The sequence below is a fragment of the Bacteroides salyersiae genome (assembly GCF_031172035.1).
Taxonomy (GTDB): Bacteria; Bacteroidota; Bacteroidia; order Bacteroidales; family Bacteroidaceae; genus Bacteroides; species Bacteroides salyersiae.
In genome coordinates, this window is record NZ_CP133452.1 from 2,536,959 (window position 1) to 2,558,800 (window position 21,842).

The following is a 21,842-nucleotide window of genomic DNA, read 5'->3' on the forward strand; positions in this document are numbered from 1 at the left end:
ATGTGTATATTTGTCTCATATAAAGGATGAATGATATACTCTAAATAATTGAGTGGGAATAAGAAAACTTTTGATTATCAATATAATCTCTCTTCAGAGCATGAAAAATCAGCTGTTTGCAAAAGTGAATAGCTGATTTTTTTGTATAACTGATTTTATTTTTTGGATGGTAACTTAAATATTTTATATCCTATGGCGAACAGAAAGTTTCTGCTTGTTCTGGACGACATGTTATCTTTGTCTATTGAAGTAAGCCCGTTGCTGTATCTGGCAGATAACATGATTCCATTTTTGAAATCATATCCTATACCTCCGGTTAATGAAAGACTGATACGATGATAGCCAGGATAATACCCTTTGCCATTCTGACCTTCATTGACAACTTCTTCTCCTTCTTTTACTGCAATCTTTCTATTTAAACACAAGTCTAACTGGGGGCCTATACTGATATTAAAATTCTGACCGATGAAGAATTTGAATAATGCAGGAATTTCAATGAAATTGTATTTGAAATTTATTCTTATCTTTTTGGAAATATCATTAGGGAAGGTTGTGTAGTCGATGCTCCATTTATAGCCTTTTTGTGCATAATTTATTTCGGGTTGAAAATCGATGATGTTATTTATTCTGTAATTCATAAAAACACCAAGATGTAATCCGCAGAGATAAGGCGAATTATCTGTCAGTTCCTTAATTTCCGAAAAGGTAGAGTAATTTAATCCCGTGTGAACTCCAAAACAGGTTTGTGCTTTTATTATGAAAGACAGGCTTGTCAGTGCAACAAGCAGAATGATTTTTTTCATATTGTATTTATTTAAAGAATGCGATTGTCGTTTTGTCGTGTCGGCTTTATTGGAAACTGCCTTTATTTCTGTCTTTCTTCATTCCACATGGCAAGCTTTGCAACATCCGGGATAATGATTTCTTTCCGGTGCAGTTTCAACAGTTCCTGTTCTTGCAAGGTGTTTAGAGTTCTGGATACATTTAACCGTGCATCATCGACACAACGGGCGAAATCGTCCATCTTGATTTTCATAATCTTTTCACCTATCGGTTTTTCCGTATGGGTAAGTATGAACCGGATAATTTTATCTTCAATATCCACAGGTGCTTTTTCCCATAAGCGGGCGTGCATGTTTTGTGCCCGATTACTGATGATATTCATGTAATTAAGGCGGAATATATCATATTTGAGCAGATTGGAAAGAACAAAAGATTTGCTGATACTTATGGAATGTGCTTCTGTACGGGCTACATAAGAAGATACATAACTCAGATTCATACCGAATAAAGCATGTGGCTCAATGACATAAGGAGCTTCTACATGTTCTATAAAAGTAAGAAATCCATCTTTCGAAGTGGTTTGCAAGGATATTTCCCCTTTTAGTAAAAAGATTAATTTATCACACGGAGTTCCGCTTTTTACAATCACATCTCCGGCTTTATGCTTAGTGAAATGCAGTTTTACTTTCTCCAGTATATTTGTAAAATCTTCATGGCAAAGCCCTTGGAATAAAGGCAATTGCAGCAAAGTGTCAAACATCGTCTCCATATAGTGTAATCTTCTAAATTTGAGACAAATGTAACTATAATCAAAGCTTGCTGTAACCATTCCGGTACTCTTTTTGTTTTTTTTATTATTTCTTAATTGAACGTACTGAGAAACTGTTTTGATTTTATAGGATTTCTTTTTTTGAATCAAAACTGTTTCTGATTCAAGAAAAGAAATATTGCGAAATGCATAAAAATAGATTATCTTTGCAAAAAAGAAAGGAGGAAATATGTTTGCAGATTTTAATTTTCAACAGATGATCAGTGCGTTTATCGTATTGTTTGCTGTAATCGATATTATAGGCTCTATTCCAATCATAATCAATTTGAAGGAGAAAGGAAAAGATGTAAACGCAATGAAGGCAACCGTAATTTCATTCGTTCTGCTGATCGGATTCTTTTATGCCGGCGATATGATGTTGAAGCTTTTTCATGTAGATATCGAGTCTTTTGCTGTGGCCGGTGCTTTCGTCATATTCCTGATGTCTTTGGAGATGATTCTCGATGTCGAAATATTCAAGAATCAGGGACCCATTAAAGAAGCTACATTGGTGCCGCTTGTCTTTCCGCTTTTGGCCGGTGCCGGTGCTTTTACTACTCTGTTGTCATTGCGTGCGGAATATGCCAGTGTTAATATCATCATAGCCTTGGTGCTGAATATGATTTGGGTGTATTTTGTGGTGAGTATGACAGGGCGGGTAGAGCGTTTTCTTGGAAAAGGCGGTATTTATATCATTCGTAAGTTTTTCGGGATTATTTTGTTAGCTATTTCCGTAAAGCTGTTTATGAGTAATATAACCTTGATGGTAGAGGCGTTGCAGAAGCATTTGCCATAAAAAGGAATCTTTCCGAAGAATCTTTCGTTTTAGAAAACAGAGTCTTGTTTAAGAGGAAAATAGAACTTTTAAATAAGCATTTGGAAATATTTTGTCAGTAAAACGTATGCTCTTGTCTGCAAAACAAGAGCATACGTTTTTTTATGGGCTTTTATGCCAGACTGAGATTATAGTTGACAATTGATTACTTCATTGAATGTTTTTGAATAATCCGTATTCAGCATTGCTTTATATTCATTGCAGAATGTGTCGAATGTGGTTTTGGCCAAGCTGGTTCTGCCATTTTTATACAGTGCCTGGCATTTGAGAATTAACGCATATTCGTCTGTTTTATCATGCGCAAACATGCTGTTGGCTATCTGAATTAGTAATTCATTGTTTTCCTTTATATAGTCTTGTTTGGATAGGCTGATTGCCGCGTCCAATACGGAATTAGCATAATTGGACTTGAAAGAATCCAGCCAGTCTGTTTGAACGTATGGTAATAATTGACCTGATAGCAAGTTTAAAGGCAGATCATGGATGTTGGCTGCTGTGATCGGCTCATTGTTTTTTACTCTGTCTATAAAGTTACATACTTCTATATAGTCGCAGTAAGTTTGAGTAAACTTGACAGACCAATAGGTACTTTCTTTCACAAGTTCGGCACCATCCAGTTTTTCCAGTAAGAGTTTTAGTTTCCGAATGTTCACCCGTCGGTTGTTTTGGGCACTTTCATCCATTTTATCAAACCAAAGCAGTTCCCGCAGAGTGACGTTCGAAATACCTTTCTTATTATTCACGCTGTATAATATGATGAGAATCAGCAACTGTTTCAAGATGGGAGTGAATGATTTGGTGATATCTGTTCCATTTTTGTCCCATACTTGAAATCCGTCCAGAAAAAGAATAGATGATTTTTTGTGAGCTGTTGGCTGGGGCTTGTAACTTTCTTCTTCCGAAGTTTCTTCGTGGAGACCGTCTGTGGCTGTAGTGGTTGGAGAATCGGGAGAAAAACTTCCTTTTTTTCTTCTTTTCCGGTAACAGAAGTAGATACAACCCATACCTGCAATCATGCAGATTCCCAGCCCTATAAAGAATTTTGTTAATGCAGAATATGCTTTACGTTCTGTATCTGCTTGCAGCGTATCTTCTATTTTTAAAGGCGGGTAAGCCAATGAATAAATGTCAATGTTTGATTGATTGTTGTGATTATAATTGGTCACTGCATATAGTTGTGACTGTAATGAATCGTAATAAAGTGTGCAGAATGAATTTACATCGTTGAAGGAGAAAGGAATGGTATCTGCATAGTTCGTGCTGTTCTTTCCGCTATCCAGGTCGAAAGATCTTAATAGGATGTAGCTGTTCGAGCAGTCGTTCGGAAAACATAAGGCATACAGCTTATTGTTTTTCTCATCTACAACAATGTTATTACCGATAACGAAATTTTTTGCATCGCCGGGAATAGACCATAATTTATTGGTTTTGAATGTATTGATGTCTATTGCATAGAGATCGTAGTAATTGACGACCCCTAACTCCTGTTTCCCTTGTGGGTTGCCGCATCCACCGAATATCAGCAACGTATCTTTGTTTTTATAGCCTGATCCGCTCAGATAACGCGGAGGTATTTCTTCACTATACGACACTGTTTTCCAATTATCCTGTATACGGTTCTTTTTGCGTATCTGGTTCTTATACCGATAGTTGCCGTATCCGCCAAAGATATACAGGCAGGAATCATAGGGGGATATAAAAGCATTGTGTTGCGAATACTCCGGATTCTTTATTACACGGTCATCGTTTGTCCATGTTTTGTTCTCAAAATTGAAAATGGATATCCATTGCGGGGTATCGAAATCATATGACCATAACTCATTGTAATACGGATGGTAAATAAGTTGGTTGTTTATTTCCGTATATGGAACTCCGTGAACAGGATAAATCGTATTCAGTGTGTTGTCGGTAGTCGAATAGGCGAGAACAGATGAACTATTGGCAAAGTAGATGGCGCCTTTCGAAGGAGCATGACAGATTTGTGTATATATCGGCAACTCCAATGTTTTTTCTTTTACCCATTTGGTATGTTTGTTTATCTCCCATGTGGGATTGGTTACTTTGGCCGGAATGTGATGCAGGCTGTCCGAACAGGAGTATGGCTGATGTTCTTTCAGTGGCCAGTATGCAATTGTTGTATTTTTGTCATTTGTAATTTTTATATTACGTATAGACATCGGAGGAACGTCCGAAGAGTGAAATTTTTCGTGATCGGAATATCCGAAATAGAATTTCACGTTTTTGATATTTATGGGTTCATACTGGTCCTGCAGTGCTTCGTTATCGAAAATAAGCCGGAGACTGTCCGGATAAATGGAACATCGGATATGCACCCATTTGTTCCATGTATATTGCTTGAGCAGCTCTTCGTCGAGAGCCAGATAGACATTGTTACCTTCTATCAGATTCAACGTTTTCTTTCCCGGGGTGATATTGGCTATTAAATCGAAACTTCTTTCGTCATCAATTATGATTCTGAAGACATATCCGTAATTATGTTCTTCTGATCTGAACTTAATGTCGAAATCCAGTGTAAAGCCTTTTGAGGCATCAAAATCGGGAGACAGTGTTAAAGAAGTCCTCTCTTCTTTAATGGCACTATGGGCGGCAAAATATAATCCGGATGAAATATTTTGTGATTCAAGTAGTATCGATTTTAATATTAAGAGCAGAAAAATAATCGTTTTTTGCATAATACTCGCGGTTGTTTCTATGCAAAGGTAATATGCTTTATGAGATTTGCAAAAAAAAGATTTATATTTTTGTAAGACCCTTTGCGGGATTATAAAAATTAATAAAATGTTAATGCTCAGCACATCCCTGCTTGGGCTTGGAAAAGATTTATTAATGAATTATTAATACCTTTGTTAACGGTTGATGATTATTTTTGCTACTTGTTAATTAAAGAAAGAAATATGAAAAATGTTGTTACAGTATTGGGGTTGATGCTATTCTTGGTAGCATGTGGTGATAAAAAAGAGTTTAGCGGTAATCCTATTGTGGAGGGGTGGTATGCCGATCCGGAAGGGGTCGTTTTTGATAATGAGTATTGGATATATCCCACCTTGTCCGATCTTCCTCCCGGAGCTGATAGTACAGATTTTACAGGATGGCAAAAAGAAACGCGGGCCATCCATCAGGTCTATAATATCCAGACATATATGGATGCTTTTTCATCCAAGGATATGGTACACTGGACTAAACATCCCAAAGTATTGTCTGTTGAGAATATAAAATGGCTGGAGTTTGCTTTATGGGCGCCTTCTGTTGTTCAGGCGAATGGTAAATATTATCTGTTTTTCGGCGGTAATGATATCCAGAATGACGAACAGTATGGGGGAATCGGGGTGGCTGTAGCCGATCATCCGGCCGGTCCTTTTAAAGATGCTTTAGGCAGACCTTTGATTGATAAAATTGTGAATGGTGCCCAGCCGATCGATCAGTTTGTTTTTAAAGATGATGATGGTACTTATTATATGTATTATGGTGGCTGGCATCATTGTAATATGGTGAAGCTGAGTCCGGATTTATTAAGTCTTGTGCCTTTTGATGATGGTTCGTATTATAAATCTGTCACTCCCGAGAATTATGTGGAAGGTCCCTTTATGTTGAAACGGGATAATAAATATTATTTTATGTGGTCGGAAGGCAGTTGGGGCGGTTCGGACTATAGTGTGGCTTATGCTATTGCAGATTCGCCATTCGGCCCGTTCAAACGTATCGGAAAAATATTACAGCAGGATGAAAAAGTGGGTACAGGAGCGGGACATCATTCGGTGATTCAGATCCCGGGAAAGGACGAGTGGTATATTGTTTATCATCGTCATCCGTTGGGCGATACAGCTCCGAATCACAGGGAGGTTTGTATCGACCGTATGTATTTTGATGAAAATGGTTTTATTAAACCGGTGGAAATGACTTTCAAAGGTGTAGGTATAAATAGACTTCCGGATTAAGTACGAAACAATAGGATATCTTTGTCGATAGGGAATGCTTCTTTTGAAGAAAAACATGTTTTTTTCTTACAAAATAAGTGTTCCCTATTCTTTTGCCTATACCCGGATGTTATATCTTATGGATTTTTGATTAATTTCCCCGTAGAGAGATAGAACCTTCCTCTACGAGGAACGACTTGAAAGTCGTAGAGGAACGGGTCGTTTGTCGTAGAGGAAAAATATCAATTTATAATGTATTGGTAATCAATATACTGTTAATTTTGAGTTTTGTTGATAATTTTCTACTTATAAAATTCCCGATTCTGTTTTTCTTCTGTTTTCTGTTTGACGGAATTGTTTACATGTGTGTTATCTGAGGATAACTTTGATCTTTTATATATAAATATTCTCCACTCCTATTAGGCAAAGAATATATTCCTTCTTATTAGAAAATGTATTCTTTGCAAAGCAAGAATTAATATGTGGCAAGAGTGATTGATAATGCTAAATATGGAGAATTGTAATTAGGGAAAATGAATATATGCGACAGAATCTTCTTCTATGGGAAGCGATTAATGTCTTGTTAATGTTTTCAATCCGGAAATGTGTTCTGAAAGTATCTGTAGCCACGATTATTAATGTTCTGTTAATGGTTTTATTAATTGCATCAACCTACTTTTGCATCAAACGAAAATAAAAACGATACCATGAAAAAAGTTCCTTTAATTGTATTCTTATCTATTTTACTTGTGTCATGCAGAAGTAAAGAGGTGGTTACTGACTCTACTTCTTTTTCTCCGGTTGACTATGTAAATCCGTTAGTCGGAACACAATCTAAATTTACATTATCTACAGGTAATACCTACCCGGCCGTTGCATTGCCTTGGGGAATGAACTTCTGGACACCGCAAACGGGAGATATGGGATATGGATGGACCTATTGTTATACAGATGATAAGATAAAAGGATTTAAGCAGACACATCAGCCCAGTCCGTGGATTAATGATTACGGGCAGTTTTCTTTGATGCCGGTGACCGGGGATAAAAAGTTTCTGCAAAACGAGAGAGGTAGCTGGTTCTCTCATAAGGCTGAGACGGCAAGACCTTATTATTATAGTGTATATTTGGCTGACCACGATGTAAAGACGGAGATCACTCCGACAGAACGTTCTGCTTATTTTAGATTTACTTTCCCGGAAAGTGAAGATTCGTATGTCGTGGTAGACGCATTTGATAACGGTTCTTTTATTCGGATAGATAAGGAGAACAACACGATAACCGGCTATACAACAAAGAATAGCGGAGGAGTGCCGGATAACTTTAAAAATTATTTCGTGATGAAATTTGATAGACCTTTCGTCACGGCAGAAGTGTGGAGTGGAGACAAAATTATAGAAGGTAAAAAGGAGGTAAAGGATAACCATGTCGGGGCTGTATTAGGATTCAGGACAAGCAAAGGTGAAAAGATTGGTGTGAAGGTCAGTTCTTCTTTTATTAGTGAAGAACAGGCCTGGTTGAATTTGGAAGAGATAGGTAGTAAAGATTTTAATGAGGTAAAAGAAGCAGCCCGGAATGCTTGGAATGATGTAATGGATAAAGTAAGAGTGGAAGGCGGTACGGATGAGCAACTTCGTACTTTCTACTCTTGCTTATATCGTTCCTTGTTGTTTCCACGTAAGTTTTATGAAATAGATAAATCCGGAAATATTGTTCATTACAGTCCTTACAACGGTGAAGTGAAGAGTGGGTATATGTATACGGATACCGGTTTTTGGGATACGTTCCGTGCTTTATTCCCCTTCTTGAACTTGATGTATCCTTCTGTTAACAAGGAAATTCAGGAGGGATTGGCAAACAGTTATAAAGAAAGTGGTTTTTTGCCCGAATGGGCCAGTCCGGGACACCGTCATTGTATGGTGGGTAATAATTCAGCTTCTGTGGTGGCCGATGCTTATCTGAAAGGATGCCGGACAGAAGAAATTGAACTGTTGTATGAAGCCGTACTGCATGGGGCAAATCATGTACATCCACAAGTTCCTTCAACCGGAAGATTAGGATATGAATATTATAATCGGCAGGGGTATGTACCTTATAATGTAGGTATTAATGAAAATGTGGCCCGTACCCTGGAATATGCTTATGACGATTGGTGTATCATGAAATTAGCGCAACAATTGAATCGTCCGCAGGAAGAAATCGACCTTTATCGGGAAAGAAGTAAAAACTATCGGTTCGTTTTTGATAAAGAGAGCAAACTGATGCGCGGAAAGAACGAAGACGGTACGTTTCAGTCTCCTTTCAGTCCGTATAAATGGGGAGATGCCTTTACGGAAGGTAACAGTTGGCATTATACCTGGAGTGTATTTCATGATGTGCAGGGGCTTATCGATCTGATGGGAGGAAAGGAGAGCTTTGTGTCCATGCTGGATTCTGTATTTGTAGTTCCTCCTATTTACGACGACAGTTATTACGGGCAGTGCATTCATGAAATAAAGGAGATGCAGATTATGAATATGGGCAATTATGCGCATGGTAACCAACCTATTCAGCATATGATCTATCTTTATAATTATGCAGGACAGCCTTGGAAAGCGCAATATTGGTTAAGGGAGGTAATGGATAAGCTGTATACCCCTTATCCGGACGGCTATTGTGGAGATGAAGATAACGGTCAGACTTCTGCCTGGTATATATTTTCTGCTTTAGGATTTTACCCGGTATGTCCGGGTTCAGGAGAGTATGTAATGGGAGCCCCTCTCTTTAAAAAAGCAATTCTTACACTGGAAAATGGAAAGCAGGTTATTTTGAATGCTCCCGACAACACAAATGACAATAGATATATATGTTCCTTGAAAATGAACGGTAAGGAATATAACCACAATTGGTTGAAACATGAGGAATTAATGAACGGTGCTGTTCTTGATTTCAATATGAGCCATACGCCAAATACACAGCGGGGAGTAAATGATGAAGATTTCCCTTATTCTTTGACTAACGAAAACAAATAAGAATATAAATGAATTTACAGAAGTTTTTATTATTAAGCTGTCTCATGTGTGCTTTCGGGTGCACCGGTACGGACAAACCGGAAGTGATAAATCCGGTGGCTTATGTAGACCCTTATATCGGAACCGGAGGACATGGACATACATTCCTGGGAGTTACCGCCCCTTTCGGAGCCGTACAGATCGGTCCTAATAATATCAATAAAGGATGGGACTGGTGTTCAGGATATCATTATTCCGACTCTATCGTGATTGGTTTTTCACATCTCCATCTCAACGGGACAGGTTGCAGTGACACCGGCGATATTCTGTTCATGCCATATACCGGTAAGGCACGTACGCAACCGGGAACGCAACAAGACCCTTTGGCCGGTTATGCTTCTTATTATTCGAAAGATAACGAGCGGGCGTTGCCGGGATATTACGAAGTTTTACTGAAAACTCATCGTACGAAAGTGGAACTTACTGCTTCGGACCGGGTGGCTTTCCATCGCTATACTTTCCCGAAAGATGTGGAAAAACATGTAATGATTAACTTGAAAGATGCAAATGGAGACGATCGTCCGACTGATACATATCTGGAGCAAATCAATGATACGGTCATCAGAGGATACCGGTATTCCACAGGCTGGTCAAAAAAACAGCAGATTTATTTTTCTGCAGTTTTCTCCCAACCTGTACATCTGACTTTGTATCATGATTCGGTGCAAGTAGCGGGAAATCGTCTTCAGGGACTGGACGTGAAAGGAAATGTTGCCGTTGCACCTGTAGTAGAGGAATTAGGAGTGAAAGTCGGTATTTCTCCCGTGAGCATGGAAAATGCCATGGATAATATCGGGCAGGAAATAAAAGATTGGAATTTTGAGAATATCGTTGCTGAAACAACCGGTAAATGGAATGCGGAATTATCGAAGTTACAGGTAGAAACAACCGATACAGTGGCAAAACGTATCTTCTATACGGCCTTGTACCATGCCTTTATGCAGCCGATCATGTTTAATGATTGTAGTGGGGAGTACCGTGGAACCGATAAAAATATATATGGCGATCCGGGCTTTACCAATTATACTGTATTTTCTTTATGGGATACTTATCGTGCAGCTCATCCTTTGTACACATTAGTACAACCGGAACGTGTTCCCGACTTTATAAACTCGATGCTTGCCATTTACGAGCAACAGGGACGTTTACCGGTATGGCATCTATATGGTTCGGATACGAATGAGATGATTGGTATCCAGTCCGTTCCGGTGATTGCAGATGCGATATTGAAAGATGTCAAAGGGTTCAATTATGAACGTGCTTATCAGGCGATGAAAGCATCCATGATGTCCGATTACAAAGGACTGTCGTATGTGACGGATCTGGAATATATTCCGGCAGACAAAGAAAATGAATCGGTTGCCAAAGGTCTGGAATATGCTATTGCCGATTGGGGAGTGGCACAGGTGGCACGGAAGTTAGGTAAGACGGAAGATTATGAGTATTTTTCCAAGCGTGCTTTAGCTTATCAGAACTATTGGGATAAAGATACACATTTCTTCAGAGGAAAAAATCGGGATGGTTCATGGGTAACTCCGTTCAACCCTGTGCATTCTACTCACCGTAACGATGCTTACTGTGAAGGAAACGGCTGGCAATATACTTGGTTGGTACCTCACGATGTCGAAGGCTTGATATCTTTGTTCGGAAGTAAGGAAGCATTTGTTTCAAAGTTGGACAGCCTGTTCCTTGTAAATGAAGATTTGGGTGATGCGGCTTCTCCGGATATTTCCGGTCTGATCGGGCAGTATGCTCACGGTAATGAACCGGGACATCACACGGTATATCTTTATTCCTTTGTCGGCCAGCAATGGAAAACGGCGGAAAAGGTGGATTATATCCTATCGCATATGTATAGCGACTTGCCGGATGGGCTGCAGGGTAATGAAGATTGCGGGCAGATGTCTTCCTGGTATGTCTTCTCTGCATTAGGTTTCTATCCGGTTAATCCGTCTGACGGTATGTATGTTTTCGGTAGGCCGATATTTGATAAGGTTGTGTTAAAACTGCCGGAAAATAAGGTTTTTGAGATACGTGCAAACAATAATTCCGCGGAGAATAAGTATATACAATCTATAGAACTGAACGGACAACCTTACAATAAACTTTATATCTCTCACGCAGATATTATGGCTGGCGGTACATTAGTATTTACAATGGGAAATCGACCGAATGAACAATTTGGTATGATCACTCAATCATCTGTAGAAACTGACATAAATTAACTATATTATTAATTAATATATATTAGCAATGTGATTGTCCTTATTGATTAATTACATGTTAGTTGCTATAATCAACTGTATTATTAACTATTTAAGATTAGTATTATGAAAAAGAATTTTTACAAAGGATTAATGACTCTTTGCTTTTGTAGTGTAGTGTTTACAACTAATGTAATGGCGCAGGACGAAAGTCCATTTGCAGGTGGAACAGGTACCCCTGATGATCCCTATTTGATTGCTACTCCACAACAGTTTGATAGGATGCGTGATGCTCGTGGAGCTTCTTATAAACTAATTGCAGACTTGGATTTTTCTAATGTGCATTTTGATTATGAGGGAGGATGGTGGCCCATTGGTGAATGGGGTAGTGGTTCTGGTTCTGCAGATCGCTTTCATGGTACTTTTGACGGTGATGGGCATACAATTAAGAATTTCTATGTAGAAAAACCGACAGGTGCTCATGATATGACATTTTTTGGAGTTGTGGAAGGAGCAACCATTGAAAGAGTTATTTTTGAGAATATCACTTTTATAGGGGAAGGACGTATGGGAATGATTTCCGGACAAACTGAAAAAACAACTATTCGGGAAGTTGGTGCTATTAATTGTACGGTTAAGAATATAGGTACAGGTGTAGAAGCTGGAGGATTTGTGGGTCCAGGTAGTCAGGTTGTTATATATGATTGTTACTTTGTGGATGGTTCTATTGTATGTGATGGAAAATTAAGTGAAACTGATTTACGGGGAGATAATGCTGCTGCTTTAGTTGGAAAAGCTGAAAATATGACTGCGATTATGTCTTCTTATGTATCTGGAACTGTTGTTGCCAGAAATAATTTGGGAGGAATTGCAGGAATGATAGATGCTTCAAGTTCTATAAGCGGATGTTTAGCAATGTGCGATGTTACAGGTAATGATGATGCAACAGGAATTGGGCGAATTTGTGGTGGTGGTTCTCCTGATTTGAGTTCAGGAAACTATGCATTGGAGACTGCAAAAGTTAATGGAAATTTGGTTACTACTGATAATAATGCAGATCAGAGAAATGGAGCCGATGTTACAAAAGCTGATCTTACACAAGAATTTTACGAAGAATTGGGGTTTGATTTTGATAATGTATGGAAAATGGATCCTTCTATCTCTGATTATCCTGTATTTAAATGGCAGAAAGCTGGTAGTACTGGAGTTAAAAATATAGATAATGATACTAATTACATAGTATCTGCTACTACTGACGGCGTCAAAGTAGAGGGACTGAAAGGAAATGAAACTATTTGTATTTATGATGTAACTGGAATGTTACTGAATGAGCAAATAGCAACACAAGGAAGTATGACAATTTCTTTGAATGCAACTGGTATATGTATCGTAAATATAGTATCAAGCGATGCAACCTCGACATTTAAGGTAGCTAAGTAATACAGAATTTATCTACAATTCATATTGAACAGTTATCAATATGAATTGTAGATATTATTCAGTATATAATAGCTTTATACGGATAATCTTAATTTTATACAATGCGAATTCGATTTTAATTAATTATGAGCATGGATGTGAAAAATTTAATACTAAGAAAGCATTTGTCGTTTTCTTGTTATTTACGCTTGATTTTGTTACTGTTTCTTTCTGTAAATAGCAGTACAATATTATTAGCAGAAAGTAATCAACGGCAACAGGTGTCGGGAGTGGTTCGTGACCAGTTAGGTGAACCTTTACCAGGAGTTAATATTTTGTTAGTGGGTACTTCAACGGGTACCATAACGGATATAGATGGTGCATATAGTATTACTGTTTCCAATACTAATGATGCTATTTTGAGGTTTTCTTTGATAGGCTTTTCTTCTAAAGATGTTGCAGTGAAAGGTAGAACAACTGTTAACTTGACAATGACAGAGGAGACCCAAATAGTTGATGAAGTAGTTGTTGTTGGATATGGTACGCAGAAAAAAGTATCATTGACAGGAGCAATTAGTTCAGTAAAAAATGATGATATTATTGCTACTCCTTCAGTTAATGTCCAAAATATGTTGTCTGGAAAATTGCCCGGTCTTCGTATTCAACAGAATACTGGTGAACCCGGAAGTTATGATACCAGCATGGATATTCGTGGATTGGGTAGTCCTTTGATTGTTATTGATGGAGTAGTTCGTGAGGCTTCTGATTTGCAGCGTTTAGAGGCCAATGATATAGAAAGTGTTACGGTTTTGAAAGATGCATCGGCAGCTATTTATGGTATGCGGGCATCTAATGGAGTATTGCTTGTAACAACTCGTAAAGGGGCAGGAAGTGGAAAAACACAAATTGATTATACTGGGAGTTTTGGATTCCAGAATCCTACGGGATTACCTGAGGTATTAGATCCCGGACAGTATGTAGAATTGGTACGCGAAGCTGATAAAAATATGGGTCGTGGTATTGATTATACTTTTTCAAAAGAAGATTTGGAACGCTATAGAAGTGGAGAGTTTCAAGCTACGGATTGGAGTAGTCTGGTATTAAGAAAAATGGTACCTCAGACACATCATAATGTGACAGCTAGTGGTAATACGGAAAGGGCTAACTATTATTTGTCTTTCGGGTATTATGGAGAAGATGGACTTTGGAAGTCAGGTGATTTAAATTATCACCGTTTTAATATTCGTTCAAATTTGGGCTTTAAGATCACTGATCATTTAAAGGCTGAAATGTTGATTAGTGGAGTTTCAGATGAAAAAAATCAACCTCATAAAGATACTTGGGAACTCTTTAAATCCATATGGGCTTTGAGACCTAATGAAAGTCCGTATGCGAATGGAAATGAAAATTATTATGCTAATGTAATGAGTAATTCTGGATTGAATTCATTGGTTATTACAGATGCAGATAAAAGTGGTTATAAACGATATAAAAATAAAACGTTAAATACTACATTCTCTTTAACTTATGAAGCTCCTTTTTTGAAAGGATTGAGTGCGAAATTTTTATATGGATATGACTACAAAACGTCTCAAGAGAAAGAGTTTCAAAAAGCTTATACATTATATTCGTATGATGAGGGAGCACAGGATTATATTCCACAAACATTTGCGGCACCTTCTGCTGTTAGAAGAAAATCATGGGAAGCTTCTCAAAACTTGTTGCAAGCTTCTTTAAATTATGAGCACCTGTTCGCTGAAAAACATAATGTGAAACTTTTATTTTTATATGAACAAACATCGAAAGAGGAAGATAATGTTTGGGCTAAAAGAATTTTAGAAATGGATGCTGTAGATCAATTATTTTCTGGTTCTGATAACGAGCAACAAGGAAGTTCAGATGCTGGTCAAATATATAAAACGACTAATATGGGACTTGTTGGACGTTTGAATTATGATTATGCTTCTAAATATTTATTGGAGGCGAGTTTCCGTTATGATGGTTCGTCTAAGTTTGCCAAAGGACATCGGTGGGGATTTTTCCCTTCTGTTTCAGCAGGATATCGTATCTCTGAAGAGAATTTTATTAAGGATACTGATGCTTTGTCTTTTTTAACAAATTGGAAAATAAGAGCTTCTTATGGTGTGTTAGGCGATGATGGTTCGTCAAGCTATCAATTTTTATCCGGTTATGACTATCCGGGTGCAGGTTATGTTTTTGGGACAGAAGCTTATAAAGGATTAGGCTTTAGAGGGCTTCCGAACCCCAGTATAACATGGTATACTTCTAAAACGTTAAATGTTGGTACTGATCTGGATTTATTCAATGGATTGTTTTCTTTCCAGATAGACTTTTTCTGGAGATATAGAGACGGCCTATTGGGAAAAAGAAATCAGGAAGTTCCGGGAACAATTGGTGCAGAGATGCCAGAGGAAAATTTGAATCAGGATTTATATAAAGGATTTGAAGTTGTATTAGGACATCGTAATCAAATAAGAGATTTTAGATATTCTGTTAGTTTGAATTTTGCTCTTACTCGCAAAATGAATAGAAAATTAGTAGAAGGTGATGCTGTGAATTCTTATGATAGATGGAGAGGAAAGTATTCTAATCGTTATTCTGACATGGGATGGGGATATGGCTCCAATGGGCAATATACCTCTATGGAAGATATTTGGAATTCACCGGATCAAGATGGAAAAGGTGGTTCAACATTATTACCAGGAGATTGGAAATATGAAGACTGGAATGGTGATGGAATAATTGATGATAATGATGTATATCCGAATGTTTTTGAATTTTCAAATAGTAATCCTAAAATGACTTATGGAGCAACTGTAACTGCTAATTGGAAAGGTTTTGACTTAAATATATTATTTCAAGGTGGAGCGGGATTTAATGTCAGATATTTAGAACAGCTCCAGTATCCTTTATGTTTTGGAGGTAATGGCTTGTCTCATTTTTATGACCGCTATCATCAAGATGAAGAGGGTAACTGGATAGCAGGAAAATGGCCTACAACACGAGATCCGGCTGCTTGTCAATCTAATTTAAAAGACTCTCAGCAAACTACTCAGGATGCTTCATATTTGCGTCTGAAAAGTATAGAACTTGGTTATACAATTCCTCTTAAGTTTACTCGCAAATTTAAAGTTGACAGATGTCGGATTTTTGCAAATGGATATAATCTATTTACAATAACAGGATTGGATTTTGTTGATCCTGAACGCACGTCTGGTAGTTATGGATATTTGTATCCAATTATGAGAAATTTTAATTTCGGTTTAAATTTGTCCTTTTAATTAATAGTTTGATTATGATGAGATTAGTAAAGAAAATAATATTGTTAGTCGCTGTAGTGACTATCCATTCTTGTGATTATTTGGATGTACCTCCAATTAATATTATACAAGATGATGCTATATTTAAATCTGAATCAGGTATTAAAGCGTATATGACTACATTGTATGCTGATTTGCCGATAGAGGACTTTCGTTTTAGCCAATATGGCTTTAATGTGAATAACGCCGGAAAGGCGCACTTGGCTCACGTGTCGGGAGAGGCTATGATTACTTTAGGTGATGAACTTTTTTCTATAGGCGACGGTACTTGGTGGGGAGCCTGGGATTATGGTCGTATTCGTAGAGTAAACTATTTTATAAAAACATTGCCTGAGTATCAGGGAAATTTTTCAAAGGCTTTGGTAGATGCTTGGTTAGGGGAAGCGTACTTTATTCGTGCGTATTGCTATTTTTCAATGGTAAAACGTTATGGTGGGGTACCTGTTTTGGAAGAGCCACAGGAATATACAGAAGATATTGAGAGTTTGAAAGTACCCAGAAATACAGAAAAGTATTGTTATGATTTTATTGCAGAAGATTTGGATAGGGCTGCACATTTGTTGCCTGAAACAGAATCTCTTTTAGGGCAGGGACGTGCTACTAAATATGCAGCTTGGGCATTAAAATCAAGAGCAATGTTGTATGCTGGTTCTATTGCTCGGTATGGCACACTTGATTTGGATGGTCTTGTTGGGATTGATTCTTCTTTGGCAAATGACTATTTTGAAAAATCCTATCAGGCTGTAAAACAGATAGAAGGTAAGTTTTCTTTATATAGAAAAAACACCAATAAGGAGCAAAATTACGCAGATCTTTTTTTGGCAGAAAGTAGTACTGAAAATATATTTGTGAAATATTTTCAAAGGAATGTGAATGCGCATGGATATGACACTTATTGTGTACCTTTTCAGTATACCAGTGGAGGATATTCTTCATATTTATGTCCCCCTCTGGAATTCGTAGAGAGATTTGAACGCAAAGACGGAACTCCTGCTAATTTTGCAGAAAGAGGAACTTCACAACATTTTGCAGATCCAGCTGACTTATTTAAGGATATGGATGCACGTTTTTGGGGAACTATTATCTATCCGAATGCAGTATTTAAAAATGAAAAATGTGATATACAAGGAGGGATAATAAAAAGAGATGGTACTGAGATTAATACAGTAGGTCAAAACTGGGAATCATCTACATATACGGATATAGATGGAAAAGTCTATCATGTTACAGGAAAGAGTGGAATTGCTAAATATTCCGGTAATGGAACAGGATTCTATGTTCGTAAATATTTGGATGAGAGTTTGCCGAAAGAGGAGTTGAAAGAAAATTATTGCGAACATCATTGGATTGACATGAGGTATGCTGAGGTTTTATTGAACGGTGTTGAAGCTGCGGTAGAAATGGGACAACACTTGGATGATGCTTTGATATGGATAAATGATATTCGTGATCGGGCAGGTGTAAAAACTTTGAATAGTTCTGATTTGACCATTGATAAAGTTCGTAATGAACGTAGAATTGAATTGGCTTTTGAAAATCATACGTATTGGGATTTAAGACGCTGGAGGATCGCTGATAAAGAGATGGAGTCAAAACGTTATACAGGGTTATCTCCTTACTTCGATCTTAGAGACAATACGTATATTTTTAAAGTGGTTGATGCTAATGACCAACGTTATACATTTGATGTGAAAATGTATTACGAGAGAATTCCAGATAGTGAAATTGCAAAAAACCAAAAATTGATACAAAATCCATATTATAATTAATCATTAAAATGTTAAAATATGAGTAGATTATATATATTATCGTGCTTGATGGTCTTTATGTTATCTTCTTGCGGATATTTTGAGTATGATAATTATGAAGAGCCAAATTCGGGAATAGAAGGAACGGTAGTTGATAAAAAGACTAATGAATTGTACTGTTCTGAAACAGCCAATAGTTATAAAATAGAATATTATGAGTTGAGTTGGGAGGAAGCTGGTCATGCCAATACGCAAGCCAGATTTTTTTGGGGAAAAGCTGACGGAACTTTTACAAATACAAAAATCTTTGCCGGAGAATATCGTATTACTTTGAAGGAGGGTGCTTTTTATGCTCCTGATCCAGAGATAGTGACTCTGGAAAAAGGAGAAATGACAAAATTGGACTATGCTGTTACTCCTTATGCCCGGGTGAATATTGATGAAATAACTTTAAGTGGTACAAAACAAAATAATTTGGTTATCAAATATACAGTAGAGGATACACAAAAAGAAATTGATATAACCAATGTGGACAAAGGGGTGTATACTCTTAGTGAGGCACAGGTTTTTATATCCAGTAAGTCTCCCAACGTAGGGGTGAATAACACTGAATCTAAATATACAGTGAGAGCTGTTCATAAGTTTACTACTTATACCCCGGGTACTCCAATTACCGTAACAGAAAAGAATGTGAAAAATTTACCTGCTGGAAAATATTGGGTAAGGATAGGGGTTCGTACGAATAATCCGGGAAAGAAATATAATTTCTCTCGTATACTTGAGGTAGTAATTCCTGATTTAAACAGTTAAAATAGAGCAAATATGAATTTTAATATGAATTTGAAATATATATTGATTGGATTATTGGGAATGAATGGCGCGGCAGTAATGCCGCAAGCCATTCAGCAGGAGGTTGTAGAACCGACGGAAAACGCCTTGATTATTCCCATGAATAGTCAAAACGTAACTACTCTTTTTGATCCACAGAATTCCGTTAGTTTTGATGAGGAGAGAGGAGTTGTGGGAACGAGTAATAATTTGACTTTAGATTTGGGGAATATTGATTTTGGTAATAAGAAGTATGATTGCATATGGGTTGAGATGTCTTATCAGAATCCGGTAAGTGAGGACACTAAATTTGAATTTTATTTAGATGATGATTTGGTTGCGCCTAAAACAAGTTTTTCTGTTCCATTAAATATTGCTCCGATTGATTATCATACAGATAGAAAACCGCAATCTGGATTATATTTTAAGAATGAGCAATGTCCGTATGAGGCAATTACCGTTTTTGATTTACGAAATAATGATAATACTTCTAAATTGATAGTGGAGGCTGCCCAAGGAGTTATCAATCAAAAGAGAGGGGAGGTTTACCTGATTATTGAAGATCATCATATTAGACAATTCGAAGATGCTTATGGTATCGGAAAATGTAATTTATTGAGAGACGAACAATATAATTCTTATGTAAAGGACGGAAAAACATACAATTATTCAGGGCTTGCATCATTTATGAAACGTTATAAAAATAATTTTAGTAAAATGGTGCTTTGGACAAAAGATAAAAAATGGACTTGGTGTATGGCGTTAATGATTTGTGCACAAGAAGGAGCAATTCCTGTGACCGAAGATATAATGCATTTTTTTCAAGATGAACTTGGGGTAAATTTACCGGTCGAAGATATTCGTGATAAATGGAGTAATGAAATGGAAGCCTATGAGTGGGTAATAACAGAGTTTGTAGATAAGGGGAAATGCCATCCAACATTATCTTTTTCTGTTGGCTTGCGTGAGGACAGCGAATCTAATCCTTGGAGGTTATATGATTATGCTGTTGCAACAAAAGGCTTGATTTTTTATTTGGAAGCTAAAGAGGGTAGTGAAGGGTTTAATATGATCCAAAAATTATGTGCTCATATGAAATATCCAATAGGCTCATCTGTGATGGGATATGGTGCGGGTGATGATGGAGACGGACTAAATAAAGCAACTAATCCATATAATGTCGGTTTTATGGTGAGTGACTTCTACTCTAATGGTAGCTTCTGGTGTTCTTATCCCCGTAAGGCTTTTCAGCAACGTAAGGGACAGGCCATAGAAGCCAAACCTGGGAAGATATATGTGAGTTTGGTGTGGAGTGATGGAGACAACATTCAATTTGATGCTAATCATTTATACAATATGTTTAGTGCTCCAGGAAGAGGAGATGTGCCGGTTGGAGTGACAATGGCAGCTTCTTTACAGGAACTCAATCCTTTCTTGTTGGAATATTTTTATAAAAATTTGACTCCGAATGATGAGTTGATGGCAGGTCCTTCTGGTTTTCAGTTTATTTATGGTGATTCATTTGCTACTGCTGCTGCCGATCCCGACGGAAAATATGATGAGTGGCTGGCTATGAATAATGAATGGCTGGCTACAGCAGGTTTTCATACCGGTTGTTTATGGAATACTTCACATGAAGAACGTTATAGGGAATATATGAGAACTTGTGGATTACAAGGAGTTTATGACGGTAACAATGTGAGCTATCGTTATGAAAAAGGAAAAAATGGAGAAGGAGTCGTTTCAATATCACAGGGGGCACATTGTTGGAAAGAAGGGGATGTCTATAATTATTTGACAGGATTTAAGCCCAGCACTCAAAAACCAGTTTTTTGTAATGTTTATCTCATCGCTGCAAATTATGGTGGCTTGGATGGTTACGAACGGTTGAAACGTGAACTTACCCGCTTGGAAATGTATCTACCCAATACCTATGAGTTTTTGCTACCGATGGATCTCTGTGCTACATTTAATAAATATCTTGAAGAACATGGAGGTAAATATGAATAGATTATTTGGGTTATTGTTCGCGTTGTTTTTTGTTTTTTATTGTAAAGCAGATAATTTATCTGTCCCTATGGCGGGTAATGGAAATGGTAAATATTTGAATAGTTCGGTGCAGATATTGGGTGATGGGACATATGATGCTGCTTCAGTGTCAGTGATCAGTACGGGTAATAATACGGCTATTAAGATTAATAGTGTAAATCTGGGAGATGAAATATATACATATAATTCTTTTTCTGTTGAATACACAAATCCTCAGGAATTATCTGAAAGATCGTTTTTTGATATTTTTTTGGAGGATGCGGCTGAGCCGATAACTTCTGTTCCGGTGGAGAAAACAATGACAGGTGAATATAAAACGATGACGGCTAAACTGTCACAAAGTGTATTAGGAAAGCATAATATTTATATTCGTTGGAGAGGTCATAATTCGAGTCTTAGGACATTTATAGTCAATGAATTGACTCCTATGGCGGAAGTTCCTTTGGTTCGTTCATTTTCTACAAAGACATTTAAGTTTTCGAAGGCGATGATTGGGGATATAGAGGGGGTACACCAACTGAAAATGCTTTGGAAAAATCAGAATGCAGTAGTGAAAGCGGTTTATTTAGATAAAATAAATGAAGAACCCACTTCGATCAATCTGTCGAAAAATGATGAAGTGAATATTTCTCTTTTGGATAAAGGATTTAGAATCGTTTCTAAGTTTTCTATTGGCAATATTGAGTTATATTCTATATCTGGAGAGAAAATTCTGGAGTTAAGATCTAATAATTGTGTAGAGGAAGTTTTTGTTGTGCCGGGAGTCTATGTCTTGAAAATAGTGAATACTGAAAAGAAAGTAATTATACGGAAACTATTAATTTAGTTTGATTGAATATGAATAC

13 protein-coding genes are annotated in these 21,842 nt (G+C 37.3%); 10 read left to right on the forward strand and 3 right to left on the reverse strand.

Annotated elements, in window-relative coordinates; translation table 11 throughout:
• Positions 1–155: 155 nt before the first annotated feature.
• Complete coding sequence (locus RB604_RS09145; protein ID WP_005925219.1) at positions 156–803, reverse strand: porin family protein; 648 nt, start codon at positions 801–803, stop codon at positions 156–158.
• 62 nt (positions 804–865) lie between these two features.
• Complete coding sequence (locus RB604_RS09150) at positions 866–1,552, reverse strand: Crp/Fnr family transcriptional regulator (protein WP_021937388.1); 687 nt, start codon at positions 1,550–1,552, stop codon at positions 866–868.
• Between the two features lie 229 nt (positions 1,553–1,781).
• Here RB604_RS09150 and RB604_RS09155 point away from each other — a divergent pair, with 229 nt between their 5' ends.
• Complete coding sequence (locus RB604_RS09155; RefSeq protein ID WP_005925215.1) at positions 1,782–2,387, forward strand: MarC family protein; 606 nt, start codon at positions 1,782–1,784, stop codon at positions 2,385–2,387.
• A gap of 167 nt (positions 2,388–2,554) precedes the next feature.
• Here RB604_RS09155 and RB604_RS09160 read toward each other — a convergent pair whose 3' ends face one another.
• Entirely contained in the window at positions 2,555–5,119 is a 2,565-nt protein-coding gene (locus tag RB604_RS09160; protein ID WP_021937389.1) for a hypothetical protein, read from the reverse strand.
• Positions 5,120–5,341: 222 nt separating this feature from the next.
• On the opposite strand from RB604_RS09160, the gene RB604_RS09165 reads away from it, so the two are divergent.
• The 9 genes from RB604_RS09165 (at position 5,342) to RB604_RS09205 (ending at position 21,823) form a co-directional block, all read left to right on the forward strand.
• Positions 5,342–6,382: a glycoside hydrolase family 43 protein gene (locus RB604_RS09165; RefSeq protein WP_005925210.1), complete on the forward strand. Its 1,041-nt coding sequence runs from the start codon at positions 5,342–5,344 to the stop codon at positions 6,380–6,382.
• Between the two features lie 686 nt (positions 6,383–7,068).
• Positions 7,069–9,369 (forward strand): GH92 family glycosyl hydrolase, encoded by a 2,301-nt coding sequence (locus RB604_RS09170; protein WP_055295089.1) that lies wholly within the window; start codon positions 7,069–7,071, stop codon positions 9,367–9,369.
• 8 nt (positions 9,370–9,377) lie between these two features.
• Complete coding sequence (locus RB604_RS09175) at positions 9,378–11,633, forward strand: GH92 family glycosyl hydrolase (protein WP_055295092.1); 2,256 nt, start codon at positions 9,378–9,380, stop codon at positions 11,631–11,633.
• A 105-nt stretch (positions 11,634–11,738) separates the two neighbouring features.
• Positions 11,739–13,052, forward strand: a complete 1,314-nt coding sequence (locus RB604_RS09180; protein WP_005925201.1) for a T9SS type A sorting domain-containing protein — start codon at positions 11,739–11,741, stop codon at positions 13,050–13,052.
• Positions 13,053–13,183: 131 nt separating this feature from the next.
• Positions 13,184–16,333: a SusC/RagA family TonB-linked outer membrane protein gene (locus RB604_RS09185; RefSeq protein WP_055295094.1), complete on the forward strand. Its 3,150-nt coding sequence runs from the start codon at positions 13,184–13,186 to the stop codon at positions 16,331–16,333.
• 14 nt (positions 16,334–16,347) lie between these two features.
• Complete coding sequence (locus RB604_RS09190; protein WP_007478558.1) at positions 16,348–18,141, forward strand: RagB/SusD family nutrient uptake outer membrane protein; 1,794 nt, start codon at positions 16,348–16,350, stop codon at positions 18,139–18,141.
• An 18-nt stretch (positions 18,142–18,159) separates the two neighbouring features.
• Positions 18,160–18,930, forward strand: coding sequence for a DUF3823 domain-containing protein (locus tag RB604_RS09195; protein ID WP_007478557.1), 771 nt, complete (start codon positions 18,160–18,162; stop codon positions 18,928–18,930).
• Between the two features lie 12 nt (positions 18,931–18,942).
• Positions 18,943–20,958, forward strand: a complete 2,016-nt coding sequence (locus RB604_RS09200) for a GxGYxYP domain-containing protein (protein ID WP_005925189.1) — start codon at positions 18,943–18,945, stop codon at positions 20,956–20,958.
• The gene (locus RB604_RS09205; protein WP_229103563.1) at positions 20,951–21,823 is read left to right on the forward strand and encodes a secretion protein Por; all 873 of its coding nucleotides are present in this window, start codon (positions 20,951–20,953) and stop codon (positions 21,821–21,823) included. The genes RB604_RS09200 and RB604_RS09205 overlap by 8 nt, the downstream gene beginning before the upstream one ends.
• Positions 21,824–21,842 lie beyond the last annotated feature (19 nt).

Coding starts and splice junctions, on each gene's coding strand:
- RB604_RS09195 (WP_007478557.1), top strand. CDS start 18,160: ATGAGTAGATTATATATATTATCGTGCTTGATGGTCTTTATGTTATCT.
- RB604_RS09190 (WP_007478558.1), top strand. CDS start 16,348: ATGATGAGATTAGTAAAGAAAATAATATTGTTAGTCGCTGTAGTGACT.
- RB604_RS09160 (WP_021937389.1), bottom strand. CDS start 5,119: ATGCAAAAAACGATTATTTTTCTGCTCTTAATATTAAAATCGATACTA.
- RB604_RS09170 (WP_055295089.1), top strand. CDS start 7,069: ATGAAAAAAGTTCCTTTAATTGTATTCTTATCTATTTTACTTGTGTCA.
- RB604_RS09150 (WP_021937388.1), bottom strand. CDS start 1,552: ATGGAGACGATGTTTGACACTTTGCTGCAATTGCCTTTATTCCAAGGG.
- RB604_RS09175 (WP_055295092.1), top strand. CDS start 9,378: ATGAATTTACAGAAGTTTTTATTATTAAGCTGTCTCATGTGTGCTTTC.
- RB604_RS09165 (WP_005925210.1), top strand. CDS start 5,342: ATGAAAAATGTTGTTACAGTATTGGGGTTGATGCTATTCTTGGTAGCA.
- RB604_RS09155 (WP_005925215.1), top strand. CDS start 1,782: ATGTTTGCAGATTTTAATTTTCAACAGATGATCAGTGCGTTTATCGTA.
- RB604_RS09200 (WP_005925189.1), top strand. CDS start 18,943: ATGAATTTTAATATGAATTTGAAATATATATTGATTGGATTATTGGGA.
- RB604_RS09205 (WP_229103563.1), top strand. CDS start 20,951: ATGAATAGATTATTTGGGTTATTGTTCGCGTTGTTTTTTGTTTTTTAT.
- RB604_RS09185 (WP_055295094.1), top strand. CDS start 13,184: ATGGATGTGAAAAATTTAATACTAAGAAAGCATTTGTCGTTTTCTTGT.
- RB604_RS09180 (WP_005925201.1), top strand. CDS start 11,739: ATGAAAAAGAATTTTTACAAAGGATTAATGACTCTTTGCTTTTGTAGT.
- RB604_RS09145 (WP_005925219.1), bottom strand. CDS start 803: ATGAAAAAAATCATTCTGCTTGTTGCACTGACAAGCCTGTCTTTCATA.